Here is a 14,030-nt window from a genome sequence, read left to right as displayed (position 1 = left end):
GACCGGTCCCGTGCGACGCCTTCGTCCGAAGGCGTCCGCGGGGCCGTTTGCGTTGAGGCCGGGCCGAACCGCAGCCGCCCGGCACACGTCCAGACGATCGAAGGAAAGCCCACAGCATGACCACGACCGGGGAGATTTCGGCGCTCGAGACCGAGATCATGGGCCAGATCGGCGCCGCGGGCGACGAGAAGGCGCTGGAGGAGGTGCGCGTCGCCGCGCTCGGCAAGAAGGGCCGCGTGTCGGAGCTGATGAAGGGCCTCGGCGCCATGTCCGCCGACGAACGTCAGGTCATGGGCCCCGCGCTCAACGGCCTGAAGGACCGCGTGGGCGACGCCATCGCCGCGCGCAAGGCCGCGCTGCGGGAAGAGGCGCTGGCCGCCCGCCTCGCCACCGAGACGATCGACGTCACCCTGCCCGTCCGGCCCGAGTTCGCCGGCACCATCCACCCGGTCAGCCAGGTGACGGAGGAGGTGATCGCGATCTTCGGCGACCTCGGCTTTTCGGTCGCGGAAGGCCCGCACATCGAGACGGACTTCCACAATTTCACCGCGCTCAACATCCCCGAGGAGCATCCTGCCCGGCAGGAGCACGACACCTTCTACTTCAACGAGAGGGCAGACGGCTCCCGCATGGTGCTGCGCACGCATACGAGCCCGGTACAAATCCGCACCATGCTGGAAAGCACGCCGCCCATCCGCATCATCGCGCCGGGCCGCACCTTCCGCTGCGACAGCGACCAGACCCACACGCCCATGTTCCACCAGGTCGAGGGGCTGGTGATCGACGAGACCACGCACCTCGGCCACCTGAAATGGGTGCTGGAGGAGTTCTGCAAGGCGTTCTTCGAGGTCGACAAGGTCAAGATGCGCTTCCGGGCCTCGCACTTCCCCTTCACCGAGCCATCGATGGAGGTGGACGTCGGCTGTTCCTGGGTCGACGGGCAGGTGAAGATCGGCGAGGGCGACGGCTGGCTGGAGATCCTCGGCTCCGGCATGGTGCATCCGAACGTGCTGCGCGCGTGCAATGTCGATCCCGAGCGTTACCAGGGCTTCGCCTTCGGCATGGGCATCGACCGCATCGCCATGCTGAAGTACGGCATCCCCGACCTGCGCGCCTTCTTCGAGAGCGACCTGCGCTGGCTGCGCCACTATGGCTTCCGGTCGCTGGACGTGCCCACGCTGACCGGGGGCCTGTCGTGAGCGTCCCGGCCGGCACCAGCGCCTTCGTCATCCGCGCCCAGAATCGAGCGAGCATCCGATGAAATTCACCCTCTCCTGGCTGAAAGAGCATCTCGACACCGATGCGAGCGTGGACGAGATCGTCGCCGCCCTGAACGAGATCGGGCTGGAGGTCGAGGGCGTGGACGATCCCGCACGCACGCTCGCGGCCTTCACCGTCGCCCGCGTGCGCGAAGCGCGCCCCCACCCCGACGCCGACCGGCTGCGCGTCTGCGACGTGGAGACGAAGGACGGCCTCGTGCAGGTCGTGTGCGGCGCGCCGAACGCGCGCACCGGCCTCGTCGGCGTCTTCGCGCCCCCCGGCACGCACATTCCGGGCACCGGCCTCGACCTCAAGCCCGGCGTGATCCGCGGCGTGGAGTCGAACGGCATGCTCTGCTCGGAGCGGGAGCTGGAGATCAGCGAGGACCACGACGGCATCATCGACTTCCGCGAGGACATTCCCGTCGGCACGCCGGCGGCGGCGGCGCTGGGCCTCGACGATCCCGTGTTCGACATCGCGATCACGCCGAACCGGCCCGACGCGCTGGGCGTGCGCGGTGTGGCGCGCGACCTGGCCGCGCGCGGTCTCGGCACGCTGAAGCCGCTGCCCGTCGAGCGCGTGGCGGGCCATTTCGACAGCCCCATCGGCGTCGAGCTGCGCTTCCCCGCCGAGAGCGCGAGCGCCTGCCCCCTGTTCGTCGGGCGCTACATCCGCGGCGTGAAGAACGGCCCCTCGCCCGCGTGGCTGCAACGCCGCCTGCGCGCCATCGGCCTGCGCCCGATCTCGGCGCTCGTGGACATCACCAACTTCATCACCTTTGCCTATGGACGGCCCCTGCACGTCTTCGACGCCGACAAGGTCAAGGGCACGATCCACGCCCGTCTCGCGGTCAATGGCGAGACGATCGAGGCGCTGGACGGCAAGGTCTACACGCTCGACGACACGATGACCGTGATCGCCGACGACGCGGGGCCTGAGGGCATTGCCGGCATCATGGGCGGCGAGGTGTCGGGCTGCACGGAGGAGACGGTCAACGTCTTCGTCGAGGCCGCCTATTTCGACCCCATCCGCACGGCGACGACGGGCCGCAAGCTCGGCATCGAATCCGACGCCCGCTACCGGTTCGAGCGCGGCATCGACCCCGTCTTCACCGAGACCGGGGCCGAGATCGCGACCGCCATGATCCTCGATCTTTGCGGCGGCGAGGCCTCGCACCTCGTGGTCGCCGGTGCGCCGCCCCTGCGCAACGCCTCCTACCGGCTGCGCATGGACCGCGTACGCACGCTGGGCGGCGTGGACGTGCCGGTGGACGAGCAATTGCGCATCCTGCGCGCGCTGGGCTTCGGCATCGCGGGCACGGACGAGGAGATCGTGGCGAGCGTGCCCTCCTGGCGCCCCGACGTCGACGGGGAGGCGGACCTCGTGGAGGAGATCGTCCGCATCCATGGCCTGAACAACGTGCCGCCCGCCCCCATGGACCGGCCGGACGCCATCGCGCGGCCCGTACTGACGCTCATGCAGCGCCGCCAGTTCGCGGCGCGGCGCGCGCTCGCCTCTCGCGGCATGAACGAGGCGGCGACCTGGTCCTTCCTGCCGCGCGCCCATGCGGAACTGTTCGGCGGCGGGCAGGAGAGCCTGCGGCTCGCCAACCCGATCTCCTCGGAGCTTTCGGACATGCGGCCCTCGCTGCTGGCGAACCTGATCGCGGCGGCGGCGCGCAACGTCGCGCGCGGCTTTGCCGACGTCGCCCTGTTCGAGGTCGGCGCCGCCTATGCGGGCGACGCACCGGAAGATCAGACCACGCGCGCCGCGGGCATCCGCCGCGGCCATGCGATCCCGCGCAACTGGGCGGGTCCCGCCCGCCCGGTCGACGCCTATGACGCGAAGGCCGATGCGCTTGCAGCCCTCGCCGCCGCCGGGGGTCCCGCGGCCAGCGCACAGGTCGTGGCCGGCGCGCCAGCGTGGTTCCATCCGGGCCGGTCGGGCACCATCCAGCTTGGCCCCAAGGTGCAGCTTGCCTGGTTCGGCGAGATCCACCCGCGCGTGCTCGACGCCATGGACGTGAAGGGTCCACTCGTCGGATTCGAGCTTGTGTTCGACGCCATTCCCGCGCCCAAGGGCCGCAGCGGCACAGCGCGCCCCGCGCTCGACGCATCAGACCTGCAGGCGGTCTCCCGCGACCTCGCCTTCGTCGTGGACACGGGCGTCGAGGCGGAGACCATCGTCAAGGCCGCCCGCGGTGCGGACAAGAAGCTCATCTCGGACGTGCGCGTCTTCGACGTGTTCGAGGGGGCATCGCTTGGGCAAGGCCGGAAGTCGGTCGCCATCGAGGTGACGCTGCAGCCACGCGACAAGACCCTGACGGACGCGGAGATCGACGCGGTCATCCAGGCGGCCGTGCAGAAGGTCACCAAGGCCACGGGGGCGACGCTGCGGGGCTGAGCCTGCCCCGGCGCCCCCTCGCCGAAACCTCTCGCCACCGGACGGGCGCGCGCGATAGACTCGCGCGCGTCGGTTTCCGCAGGCAGGGGGTGTCGCCGCGCATGACCTCGCTCGTTCTCGCCACTCTGTTCTTCCTGGGCATCCACCTTGCCTCGTCGAGCCCCCTGCGGACCGCGCTCGTCGCGCGCATGGGGGAAGCCGCGTGGCTCGGCCTCTTCTCGCTCGTCTCCGTGCTGGGTCTCTTCTGGATGGCCATTGCCTATGCACAGGCGCCCGTCGGCGCGCCCGTTTGGGACGCAGGCGTGGGCGGGCGGCACCTGTCGCTGATCCTCGTGGCGCTTGCCTTCCTGCTGCTCGTTCCGGGCGTGCTGGGCCGCAATCCGACCGCCGTCGGCCAGGCGGGGCAGCTTCAGGCGGTGGAGCCCGCAACCGGCGTCCTGCGGATCACCCGCCACCCGGTCATGTGGGGCATCGGGCTGTGGGGCATCGCGCACCTGCTCAACAATTCGACGCCCGCGGATCTCGTCTTCTTCGGCGGGCTGACCGTGCTCGCCATCTTCGGCCCGATGGCGCAGGATGCCAAGTTCCGCGCCCTGCGGCGGGAGGATTACGCGCGCTACACCGCGGTCACTTCCTATATCCCGTTCGGAGCTATCCTGACCGGGCGGCAGAAGCTGCTGCGCGCCGTGTCAGAGACGGGCCCCTTGCGAATCCTCGTCGCCGGTGCCCTCTATTTCGCGGTCCTCTTGGGCCACGCCCACCTGTTCGGTGTCTCGCCGCTCGCCATGTGAGCAGGATCAAGGCGGCGCCGGCGAACGATTGCCAGTCTCTCCACCTCTCAACCACGTCCCCCGGCCCGATGCATCGACGGGGGCATATCCCGGGGAAACGCCCATGAGCGACACGACATCCACCTCTCCCCTCTCCACGGTCAGCCGCCGCGGCGCGCTGGCGCTAGGCCTCGGAGCGGGCGCTGCGACATTCGCCGCGCCCGCCATCGTGCGTGCGCAGGAGGCGAAGACCTGGCGCATGGTCATGGCCTGGCCCAAGGGCACGCCCGGCGTCGGCGTGAACGGGGAACGGCTCGCCGCCATGATTACCGAGATGTCGGGCGGCCGCCTGAATGTCGAGGTCTATGGCGCGGGCGAGATGGTGCCGCCGTTCGAGGTGTTCGACGCCGTCTCCGGCGGCACGGCAGAGCTTGGCCACGGCACGCCCTACTACTGGCAGGGCAAGAACCCGGTCTTCCACTATTTCACCGGCGTGCCCTTCGGCCTGACCGCGCAGGAGCATCAGGGCTGGCTGCGCTTCGGCGGCGGCCAGGCGCTGTGGGACGAGGCCTACGCCCCCTTCGGCGTCCTGCCCTTCTATGCCGGTTCCTCCGGTCCGCAGGCGGGCGGCTGGTTCCGCAAGCCGATCGAGAGCCTCGACGACATGCAGGGCCTCAAGATGCGCATCGCGGGCCTCGGCGGCGAGGTCATGCGCCGCATCGGCGTCAACACGGTGCTGATGCCGCCGGGCGAGATCTTCCCGGCGATGCAGTCCGGCACGGTCGACGCGGCCGAATGGGTGGGGCCGTGGAACGACCGCGCCTTCGGCCTCTACCGCGTCGCCAAGTACTACTACATGCCCGCCTTCCACGAGCTTGGCCCGGCGTTGGAGCTTGTGGTCAACAAGGCGGCGTTCGAGGGGCTCTCGCCCGACCTGCAGGCCATCGTGAGGGCGGCGGCGCTTGCCTCCTCGGCCGAGGCGTTCGCCGACTTCACCTACCACAACGTCGTCTCGCTCGACCCGCTGCTCGCCGAGGAGGGCGTGGAACTGCGCAAGATGCCGGCCGACGTGATCGGCGCGCTGGCCGCCGCCTCGGGCGAGGTTCTGGCCGAGATCGCAGCGAAGAACGACGTCGCGACCCGCGTGCACGAGAGCTTCCTCGCCTACCGCGCGCAGGCCGACCGCTACGCCCAGGTGGCGGACATGGAGGCGCTTTCCATGCGCGCGATGGCGCTCAAGGGCTGAGCCGCCTGCCGCTTTCCCCCTGCCCCCGCGCCTTGCCTCGCGGACACCGCTTGGCGCGGGGGCAAAGGGGTGCTACATGCCCGCCTCATGACCGACCTCGACCGTATCCGCAACTTCTCCATCGTCGCCCACATCGACCACGGGAAGTCGACGCTCGCCGACCGCCTCATCCACAAGTGCGGCGGCCTCGCCGACCGTGAGATGAAGGAGCAGGTGCTCGACTCGATGGATATCGAGCGGGAACGCGGCATCACGATCAAGGCGCAGACCGTCCGCCTGCTCTACGACGCCAAGGACGGCAAGCAGTACACGCTGAACCTCATCGACACGCCCGGGCACGTGGACTTCGCCTACGAGGTCTCGCGCAGTCTTGCCGCCTGCGAGGGCTCGCTCCTCGTCGTCGACGCGAGCCAGGGGGTCGAGGCGCAGACGCTCGCCAATGTCTATGCCGCGATCGAGCAGAACCACGAGATCGTGCCGGTCCTCAACAAGATCGACCTGCCCGCAGCCGAACCCGACCGCGTGCGCGCGCAGATCGAGGACGTGATCGGCCTCGACGCCTCCGACGCGGTGATGATCTCGGCCAAGACGGGCCTCGGGATCGAGGACGTGCTGGAAGCCATCGTCACGCGCCTGCCTGCGCCCAAGGGCGACCGCAAGGCGCCGCTCAAGGCCCTGCTGGTCGACAGCTGGTACGACGCCTACCTCGGCGTCATCGTGCTGGTGCGCGTGGTGGACGGCGTCCTGAAAAAGGGCATGAAGGTCCGCATGATGGCGACGGGTGCCGCGCACCCGGTCGACCGCGTCGGCGTGTTCACGCCCAAGGGCCTGATGGTGGACGAGCTTGGGCCGGGCGAGATCGGCTTCATCACCGCCGCGATCAAGGAGGTGGCCGACACCAATGTCGGCGACACGATCACCGACGACCGCGTGCCCGCCGACAAGCCGCTTCCGGGCTTCAAGCCGGCGCAGCCCGTGGTGTTCTGCGGCCTGTTCCCGATCGACGCCTCGGATTTCGAGCATCTGCGCGACTCTCTGGCCAAGCTGCGCCTCAACGACGCGAGCTTCGAGTACGAGATGGAAACCTCCGCCGCGCTCGGCTTCGGGTTCCGCTGCGGTTTCCTCGGCCTTCTGCATCTCGAGATCGTGCGGGAGCGGCTGGAGCGGGAGTTCAACCTCGACCTCATCACCACCGCGCCGTCGGTGGTCTACCACCTGCACCTGACCGACGGCACGGTGAAGGAGCTGCACAACCCCGCCGACATGCCCGACCCGGTCTATGTCGATTCGATCTCGGAGCCGTGGATCAAGGCGACCATCCTCGTCCCGGACGAGTTTCTCGGTGCCGTTCTGAAGCTGTGCGAGGACCGGCGCGGCGTGCAGCTCGACCTGACCTATGCGGGTTCGCGCGCGATGGTGGTCTACAAGCTGCCGCTGAACGAGGTCGTGTTCGACTTCTACGACCGGCTGAAGTCGGTGACGCGCGGCTATGCCTCCTTCGACTACCAGCTCGAGTCCTACGAGGAAGGCGATCTCGTGAAGATGTCGATCCTCGTCAATGCCGAGCCTGTGGACGCGCTCGCCACCATCGTGCACCGCCAGCGGGCGGAGGCGCGCGGCCGCCAGATGTGCGAGAAGCTGAAGGACCTGATCCCGCAGCACATGTTCCAGATCCCGGTGCAGGCCGCGCTCGGCGGGCGAATCATCGCGCGGGAGACGATCCGCGCCCTGCGCAAGGACGTGACCGCCAAGTGCTACGGCGGCGACGTCACCCGCAAGCGCAAGCTTCTGGAGAAGCAGAAGGAAGGCAAGAAGCGGATGCGCCAGTTCGGCCGCGTCGACATTCCGCAGGAAGCCTTCATCGCCGCGCTCAAGAGCGACGTCTGAGGGGCCTCCACGCCGCCATTTCCTCCGTCCTAAGCGTCCCTCTCCCGTCATCCCCGGGCTTGTCCCGGGGATCCATGAACACCGCCGCCAGCGCGTTCCCTTCACCCCCGAAAAATACTTATCCCCTCGCCCCGCGCGCGGTGCGACAATGCCGCCCATGACTCGCGCCCTCGCCCTTCTCGCCCTCCTTGCCGCAGCGGCCTTCGCCGCGCTCGGTCCTCTCCCCGCACACGCAAGCGACGACGCGCGCCCGGCGAAGGAAATCTTCGGCAGCCTCGACGCCCCTTCGCGCCACAGCCTGCCCGCGGCCATCGGCTCCTACGCGCGCGGCTGCGTCGCGGGCGCCGTCCCGCTCGCCATCGACGGGCCCAACCACCAGGCGATGCGCCTGTCGCGCAACCGCAACTGGGGCCATCCCGCGCTGATCGCCTATCTGGAGGAGCTGGCCGCCAACGCCCCCTCTGCCGGCTGGCCCGGCCTGCTGGTCGGCGACATCTCTCAGCCGCGCGGCGGACCGATGTTGACCGGCCATGCCTCGCACCAGATCGGGCTCGACGCCGATATCTGGCTGCGCCCGATGCCCGGTCGTCGCCTCACGCGGGCAGAGCGGGAGGAGATGTCTTCCTGGGTCGTCGTCCGCGCCGACCGCAACGACGTCGATCCGGCGCTCTGGTCGCCCGCCCACACCGCGCTGATCGGTCTTTCTGCCCGCGATACCCGCGTCGCCCGCATCTTCGTCAATCCGGCGATCAAGCGCGCGCTCTGCCGCGAGGCCGGGGCCGACCGCGCCTGGCTTTCCAAGGTCCGGCCCTGGTGGGGGCACGATGCGCATTTCCACGTGCGCCTCGCCTGCCCGGAGGGCGCGGATTTCTGCCGCGACCAGCCTCCGCCGCCGCAGGGCGACGGCTGCGGGGCCGAACTCGACTGGTGGTTCTCCGAGGAGGCGCGCGCGCCCGCCAAGACACCCGCCCAGCCGAAGCCGCAGATCACACTCGCTGACCTGCCCGAACAATGCCGTGATGTGGTGCAGGACTCGGTGGCCGAACGGAACTGATCCGCCGTGCCGGGGGTTGACCTGCCAGATCGACACCGGCCCAAGACAGAAGAAGGAGGCCCCCAGATGATCCGTGCTCTCAGCACTCTTGCGCTTGCCGCAGTTGCCGTCCTTGCCGTGGCCCTCGCCCCGGCGCAGGCGGCAACCAAGTCGAAGGCTGAAATCGACGCGGGCGTTACGACCACGCTCGACCGCTTCTACAAGGAGTTCGCCGGCGGCCGCGACCTCATGTCCCGCGCGTCCGGTGCATTGGTGTTTCCGACCATCACCAAGGGCGGTTTCATCGTCGGTGGCGAGTACGGTGAGGGCGCGTTGCTCATCGACGGTGCGCCCGTCGCCTATTACAGCTCCGCCTCCGCCTCGATCGGCTTCCAGGCCGGTTTGCAGTCGCGCAGCCAGATCATCTTCTTCATGACCGACAAGGCGCTAGCGGACTTCCGCGCGGCAGAAGGCTGGGAAGCCGGCGTCGACGCCTCGATCACCGTCATCGAGGAGGGGGCGAGCGGAAAGCTTAGCACCGAGACCGCCAAGCAGCCGGTGATCGGCGTGGTCTTCGCCGGGCGCGGCCTGATGGGCGGCATCAGCCTCGACGGTACGAAGGTGACGAAGATCGATCCGCAGTAAGGTGCGGACGCGCGCCCTGCCTCACCGCAGGCGGGCGCGCACCCACCCGGTGAGAAACAGGACGCCGCCGAGGAACGCCAGCCCCGGCGGCGTTCCATAGACGAGCGCCGTCTGGATTACCGGGTCCCACAGCGCCGGATGGACATAGCGCTGGACCGCCGACTGCGCGAGGCCGAGGCTGGAGGGGTGTGCGGCGAACCAGATCGCGCCCAGCGTCCAGCCCTTGGCCCCTGCCGCAAGCTTCACGGCGCCCGCGAACAGGGCAAGCACGATCGCCGCCGCGCCGGCCCAGCGCAGCAAGCGCCCCTTCGATCTCTCCTCGCCGTCGTCCGGCCCGCTCATCGAACCCCCACGCCCACCGGGCAGCTCACGCCCGTCCCCGCGAGCCCGCAATATCCTCCGGGGTTCTTCGCCAGGTACTGCTGGTGATAGGCTTCCGCGAAATAGAATGGCCCGGCCGGCGCGACCTCCGTCGTCACGGGCCCATATCCCGCCGCCTTCAGCGCCTTGCCGAACGCGCGGGCGCTGGCATCCGCATCCGCGGCCTGCTCCGCCGTCGTCGTGTAGATGGCGGAGCGGTACTGGGTGCCGACGTCGTTGCCCTGGCGCATGCCCTGCGTGGGATCGTGGTTCTCCCAGAAGATTTCCAGCAGGCGCGCATAGCTCACGCGGGCCGGGTCGAACACCGCGAGCACGGCCTCCGTATGGCCGGTCATGCCGCTGCAGGTCTCCTCATAGGTCGGGTTGGGCGTCGTGCCGCCGGCATAGCCCACGGCCGTTACCCAGACGCCCGGGATCTGCCAGAACAGCCGCTCGGCGCCCCAGAAGCAGCCCATGCCGAAGATCGCCCGCTCCATGCCGCCGGGATAGGGCGGATGCAGCGGGCGGCCGGACACGTGATGGACCTGCGCTGTCGCTATCGGGTCGCTTCGGCCCGGCAGCGCCTCGTGCGGGGCGGGAATGGCAAGGGGCTTGCGGGACATGAACCACATTGTCGGGCCTCCTCTCGCAGTGCGCCCCTCGGGCACGCGCGTCACTATACCGGCGGATATGGGTCAACGCACGCGGGAACGGAAGCGATCTTCACATCACATGCACGCGAGCGGTAGACATCCGCGTTTTGCTGGATATAGTCCGCGCCCGTGGAGGGATGGCCGAGCGGTCGAAGGCGCACGCCTGGAACGCGTGTATACGGTGACCCCGTATCGTGGGTTCGAATCCCACTCCCTCCGCCACCCACCCCCGACCTTTCCCATGCTCTGCAAGGCGGCCCGGATTCTGCCCGCAATTCCGGGGCTTGGGCGAACTTGTTCATCTCAGCCTGCCGCCCGCTCGACCTGATGACGGCCATTCTCCCCACCCGTCTCAGAGACGCGCATCGCGCGCTTCGGATGGGGTCATTTCACTGGGAACAGGGAATTTAACAGGGAATTCGTTTGATTTAGATGGAGCAGACGCCAGGACGCCCCGGTTTGCCATGGCAGAACAGGCACTTGCGGGCCATTTCCCGTAGGCAGGAAGCAGGGAAGTGCGCAAGCTCTAACAGGGAACCGCGACGCCAGATCAGGGAATGCGGGAATTCGTCTTGAGCGGCGTCAGGCCGTGAACCCGAAGAGGCGCTCCTGCTCGGCCCAGTCGAGCGGGATCAGGGTGCGCACGAAGCGCTCCAGGCAAAGGTCCGGCGGCTGGGTGCCGTCAAGGATTGCGGCCTGGATGCGGGGCGACAGGAAGGCCAGTTGCGCGCGCACCCGGATATAGGCGTCGGCGTGCTTTTCGCGACGGGCAATCACCGCGAAGGGCGTGCCCGAGCGCGCCTCCCCGACCCAGCGATGCGCCTTCGCCAGCATGCGCACGAGGCGTGCATCGGGCTGGCGGGCCCGCTCTCCTGCGACGATGCGGGTCTCCACGCCGCGGCGCCGGATCGTGAAGGGGGAACTGAGCTGAATGCATTCGGGATCAATGTCTTCCGGGGTGGTACCGAGAAATCGCGCGAACTTCTGCCGGTCGATCCCGAGGTGGATCCGGCCCGGTGATATCGTGCCTTCGCTGACCAGATCTGGGAGGGTCTCCGCATCGGTCTCGCGCAGGCGCGCCACGAGCTGATCTGCCGCCGCCCTCACGTCCCTGTGCCGGGCGACGTCCGGTTCGGCGAGCAACCGGTGGCTTTGGGCGCGGCTCTCGATGTGCCGGGCCAGCATGTCGGCGATTGTCGTCTCGAGGGCTTTCGCGGGGAGCCGCCAGCCGGCGGCGTCGGCCCTCTCCTCGCCGCGCGTCAGTCGCCGGGAGACATAGTAGCGCAGGCGGCGCCCCTTGCGGACCGTGTGGCTCGGCGTGAGCCGGTCGCCGGTCTCGTCGCGGGGCGATGTCAGAGGAAAATCGGTTGAGGCCTGGGGTGGCCGCGCCTAGCCTCGGCGGATGCCCAGCCCCTTCCGCTATTTCAAGACGTCGCCCGAGGTCATCCGCCTTGCGGTGATGATGTACGTCCGGTTTCCGCTCTCGCTCCGGAACGTCGAGGACCTGCTGCACGAGCGAGGCATCGATATCAGCCACGAGACGGTGCGGTTCTGGTGGAACCGGTTCGGGCCAATGTTCGCCGGCGAAATCCGACGGAAGCGGGCCCAGTTCCTGCGCGGATTCCGCCAATGGCGGTGGCACCTGGACGAGGTTTACGTGAAGATCGGCGGGGAGATGCACTATCTCTGGCGGGCCGTCGATCACGAGGGCGAGGTGCTCGAGGCCTATGTCACGAAGACCCGGGATCACAAGGCGGCTCTCCGGTTCCTGCGCAAGGCGATGAAGCGGTTTGGCCAGCCAGAGACGATCGTTACGGACAGGCTCCGCTCCTACGGCGCTGCCTTCAGGGATTTGGGAATCCAGCACCGGCAGGAAACCGGCCGGTGGCTGAACAACCAGGCTGAGAATTCACACCTGCCGTTCCGGCGACGAGAGCGGGCGATGTAGCGATTTCGCCGGATGCGAAGCCTGCAGAAATTCGTCGCCGTCCGCTCCTCGGTCGACAACCACTTCAACCTGGAGCGCCACCTAAACCAGAGACAGACTTTCAAGGAGAGCCGAACCGCTGCGCTCAACGCGTGGCGTCAACTCGGTGCGGCCTGAAAGGCACCTGCCCTGCGCGAACTGAGACTGGTTAGCTTTTGTCTGACACCACCGGTGCGCGTGCTTCCCGACTGGGAACTCCCCGCGCCGGAGATCTTTGCCGTCACGGCCTCGCGGCTGGGCATGGACGCAAAGGTCAAGGCGTTCCTCGACTACCTACATGCCGCACTCGAGTCCTGACATTCTTCGACAGGCGTAAAGAATGAAGTGACTGCCGGCCGGTTATTCCGGTCGCCCAGATTTCCGATCCTCTCAGGCAACGAAACCTGACCCCAGAGAGGATCCCATGACCCGCGTTCTCGTTCTCTACTATTCCAGCTACGGCCATGTCCGTGCCCTTGCACAGGCCGAGGCCGAAGGCGCCCGCAGCGTCCCCGGCACCCATGTCGACCTGCGGCGCGTACCCGAAACCGTTCCCGAGGGCATCCGGCTGAAGGCTGGTTTCGCCCCCGACGACACCCCCGTCGCGACGCCTGCCGACCTCGAGGCTTATGACGCCATCATCTTCGGCACGCCAACGCTCTTCGGCATGATGGCTGGGCAGATGAAATCCTTCCTCGACCAGGCGGGCGGCCTCTGGGCGCGGAATGCGCTGGTTGGCAAGGTCGCCGCCGTCTTCGCCTCCACCGGCTCGCAGCATGGCGGGCACGAGGCGACGCTGCTGTCGACCCAGATCCCGCTCCAACATTTCGGCATGCTGATCGTCGGCATGCCCTACACCTTCGCCGGTCAGACGACGGCCGAGGGCATCGTCGGCGGCGCGCCCTACGGCGCGGGCACCATCGCCGGGGCCGACGGCTCGCGCGCGCCCACCGAGACTGACCTCGCCGGTGCGCGTTTCCAGGGCGCGCATGTCGCGCGGATTGCCGCACGGCTTGCAGGGACCGCTCTGCACGAGGAGGCCGCGTGATGACCTCCCTTACCATCGACTTCTTTCACGATGTCGTCTGCTGCTGGTGTTTCAATATCTCGTCGCGGATGCGGAGCCTTGCCGCGGAGTTTGACCTCGACATCCGCCACCGCACCTTCGTCCTGCAGGCGAGCCCAGCCGAGATGGCCGCGCGCTGGGGCGCGCCCGAGGACGCCCGCGAGACCATTCTGGGGCATTGGACGGTCTGCCGCCAGGTCAGCGACCAGCCGGACCTCATCGAAATCGACGCCATGCGGGCCGCGCGCTTCGACTATCCCCACGGGATGAGCGCGGCGCTCGGATGCAAGGCGGCGGAGCGGCTCGGGGGCCAAACCGCCCACTGGGACATGTTCGACCGCCTGCAGCGCGCGCATCTGACCGAGGCGCAGAACGTCGCCGACCCGGCAACGGTGCTGCATGCCGCCCGGGATCTAGGCTTCGAGGCCGGGGCGTTTGCCGAGGCGTTCGGCGACCCGGCAACGGTAACCGCAGTGGCGACCGACCGGCAGGACGCCCGCGCGCTTCAGGTCCGTTCCATCCCGGCCCTCATCGTCCGGGAGACCGGTGCGCGCCTCGTCAACGGGCCGCGCGAGGACCTCGCCGCGCAGATCCGCACCGCTCTCCGCCTCGTCGCCTGAAAGGAAACTCCATGACGCTCCCGTTCCTCCGCACAGCTGCCCGGCACCGCCGCCTGATGCGCGACATCGGCCTCGATCCATGGCCCGAACGCCCGCGTTTGCCCTGCCACCAGCTCTGGTG

The 14,030-nt window shown here is 68.6% G+C and carries 13 protein-coding genes, 1 tRNA gene and 1 pseudogene; 12 read left to right on the top strand and 3 right to left on the bottom strand.

The window, feature by feature from the left end; translation table 11 throughout:
• The first annotated feature begins 116 nt into the window (after positions 1-116).
• From pheS to NJQ99_RS12210, 7 genes are all read left to right on the top strand, one after another.
• Entirely contained in the window at positions 117-1,199 is a 1,083-nt protein-coding gene (pheS, locus tag NJQ99_RS12240; protein ID WP_269333110.1) for a phenylalanine--tRNA ligase subunit alpha, read from the top strand.
• A 58-nt stretch (positions 1,200-1,257) separates the two neighbouring features.
• Entirely contained in the window at positions 1,258-3,663 is a 2,406-nt protein-coding gene (gene pheT / locus NJQ99_RS12235; protein ID WP_269333109.1) for a phenylalanine--tRNA ligase subunit beta, read from the top strand.
• 101 nt (positions 3,664-3,764) lie between these two features.
• Positions 3,765-4,454, top strand: coding sequence for an NnrU family protein (locus tag NJQ99_RS12230; RefSeq protein WP_269333108.1), 690 nt, complete (start codon positions 3,765-3,767; stop codon positions 4,452-4,454).
• A gap of 103 nt (positions 4,455-4,557) precedes the next feature.
• Positions 4,558-5,679 carry a TRAP transporter substrate-binding protein gene (locus NJQ99_RS12225; RefSeq protein WP_269333107.1) on the top strand — a complete coding sequence of 374 codons (1,122 nt, stop codon included), beginning with the start codon at positions 4,558-4,560 and terminating at the stop codon, positions 5,677-5,679.
• An 87-nt stretch (positions 5,680-5,766) separates the two neighbouring features.
• Positions 5,767-7,566: a translation elongation factor 4 gene (gene lepA, locus NJQ99_RS12220; RefSeq protein WP_269333230.1), complete on the top strand. Its 1,800-nt coding sequence runs from the start codon at positions 5,767-5,769 to the stop codon at positions 7,564-7,566.
• 157 nt (positions 7,567-7,723) lie between these two features.
• Positions 7,724-8,620 carry a penicillin-insensitive murein endopeptidase gene (gene mepA, locus NJQ99_RS12215; RefSeq protein WP_331283330.1) on the top strand — a complete coding sequence of 299 codons (897 nt, stop codon included), beginning with the start codon at positions 7,724-7,726 and terminating at the stop codon, positions 8,618-8,620.
• Between the two features lie 66 nt (positions 8,621-8,686).
• On the top strand, positions 8,687-9,244 hold the full coding sequence (locus NJQ99_RS12210; protein ID WP_269333105.1) for a BPSL1445 family SYLF domain-containing lipoprotein: 558 nt from the start codon (positions 8,687-8,689) through the stop codon (positions 9,242-9,244).
• 21 nt (positions 9,245-9,265) lie between these two features.
• Here NJQ99_RS12210 and NJQ99_RS12205 read toward each other — a convergent pair whose 3' ends face one another.
• Both NJQ99_RS12205 and msrA read right to left on the bottom strand, forming a co-directional pair.
• Complete coding sequence (locus NJQ99_RS12205; protein WP_269333104.1) at positions 9,266-9,586, bottom strand: hypothetical protein; 321 nt, start codon at positions 9,584-9,586, stop codon at positions 9,266-9,268.
• Entirely contained in the window at positions 9,583-10,236 is a 654-nt protein-coding gene (gene msrA, locus NJQ99_RS12200; RefSeq protein ID WP_269333103.1) for a peptide-methionine (S)-S-oxide reductase MsrA, read from the bottom strand. The genes NJQ99_RS12205 and msrA overlap by 4 nt, the downstream gene beginning before the upstream one ends.
• Before the next feature lie 152 nt (positions 10,237-10,388).
• Here msrA and NJQ99_RS12195 point away from each other — a divergent pair.
• Positions 10,389-10,479, top strand: a tRNA-Ser gene (locus tag NJQ99_RS12195).
• 360 nt (positions 10,480-10,839) lie between these two features.
• On the opposite strand, the gene NJQ99_RS12190 is transcribed toward NJQ99_RS12195, so the two are convergent.
• A complete protein-coding gene (locus tag NJQ99_RS12190) occupies positions 10,840-11,442 on the bottom strand; it encodes a hypothetical protein (protein WP_269333102.1) in 603 nt (200 codons plus the stop codon).
• Between the two features lie 217 nt (positions 11,443-11,659).
• On the opposite strand from NJQ99_RS12190, the pseudogene NJQ99_RS12185 reads away from it, so the two are divergent.
• The 4 genes and pseudogenes from NJQ99_RS12185 (at position 11,660) to NJQ99_RS12170 (ending at position 13,909) form a co-directional block, all read left to right on the top strand.
• Positions 11,660-12,361 (top strand): annotated as a pseudogene (locus tag NJQ99_RS12185) (IS6 family transposase).
• Between the two features lie 54 nt (positions 12,362-12,415).
• Complete coding sequence (locus NJQ99_RS12180; protein WP_269333101.1) at positions 12,416-12,541, top strand: hypothetical protein; 126 nt, start codon at positions 12,416-12,418, stop codon at positions 12,539-12,541.
• Positions 12,542-12,647: 106 nt separating this feature from the next.
• Positions 12,648-13,271 (top strand): NAD(P)H:quinone oxidoreductase, encoded by a 624-nt coding sequence (wrbA, locus tag NJQ99_RS12175; RefSeq protein ID WP_269333100.1) that lies wholly within the window; start codon positions 12,648-12,650, stop codon positions 13,269-13,271.
• Positions 13,271-13,909: a DsbA family oxidoreductase gene (locus NJQ99_RS12170; RefSeq protein WP_269333099.1), complete on the top strand. Its 639-nt coding sequence runs from the start codon at positions 13,271-13,273 to the stop codon at positions 13,907-13,909. Before wrbA ends, NJQ99_RS12170 begins: the two co-directional genes overlap by 1 nt.
• Positions 13,910-14,030: the final 121 nt, after the last annotated feature.

It is taken from the genome of Futiania mangrovi (assembly GCF_024158125.1).
GTDB lineage: Bacteria > Pseudomonadota > Alphaproteobacteria > Futianiales > Futianiaceae > Futiania > Futiania mangrovi.
Note: the sequence above shows the minus strand (reverse complement) of the source record. Positions and strands in the feature narration are given on the sequence as shown.

Bases quoted from the DNA above. Each gene is read 5' to 3' on its own strand.
- pheS (WP_269333110.1), top strand. From the start codon at position 117: ATGACCACGACCGGGGAGATTTCGGCGCTCGAGACCGAGATCATGGGC.
- pheT (WP_269333109.1), top strand. From the start codon at position 1,258: ATGAAATTCACCCTCTCCTGGCTGAAAGAGCATCTCGACACCGATGCG.
- NJQ99_RS12230 (WP_269333108.1), top strand. From the start codon at position 3,765: ATGACCTCGCTCGTTCTCGCCACTCTGTTCTTCCTGGGCATCCACCTT.
- NJQ99_RS12225 (WP_269333107.1), top strand. From the start codon at position 4,558: ATGAGCGACACGACATCCACCTCTCCCCTCTCCACGGTCAGCCGCCGC.
- lepA (WP_269333230.1), top strand. From the start codon at position 5,767: ATGACCGACCTCGACCGTATCCGCAACTTCTCCATCGTCGCCCACATC.
- mepA (WP_331283330.1), top strand. From the start codon at position 7,724: ATGACTCGCGCCCTCGCCCTTCTCGCCCTCCTTGCCGCAGCGGCCTTC.
- NJQ99_RS12210 (WP_269333105.1), top strand. From the start codon at position 8,687: ATGATCCGTGCTCTCAGCACTCTTGCGCTTGCCGCAGTTGCCGTCCTT.
- NJQ99_RS12205 (WP_269333104.1), bottom strand. From the start codon at position 9,586: ATGAGCGGGCCGGACGACGGCGAGGAGAGATCGAAGGGGCGCTTGCTG.
- msrA (WP_269333103.1), bottom strand. From the start codon at position 10,236: ATGTGGTTCATGTCCCGCAAGCCCCTTGCCATTCCCGCCCCGCACGAG.
- NJQ99_RS12190 (WP_269333102.1), bottom strand. From the start codon at position 11,442: ATGCTGGCCCGGCACATCGAGAGCCGCGCCCAAAGCCACCGGTTGCTC.
- wrbA (WP_269333100.1), top strand. From the start codon at position 12,648: ATGACCCGCGTTCTCGTTCTCTACTATTCCAGCTACGGCCATGTCCGT.
- NJQ99_RS12170 (WP_269333099.1), top strand. From the start codon at position 13,271: ATGACCTCCCTTACCATCGACTTCTTTCACGATGTCGTCTGCTGCTGG.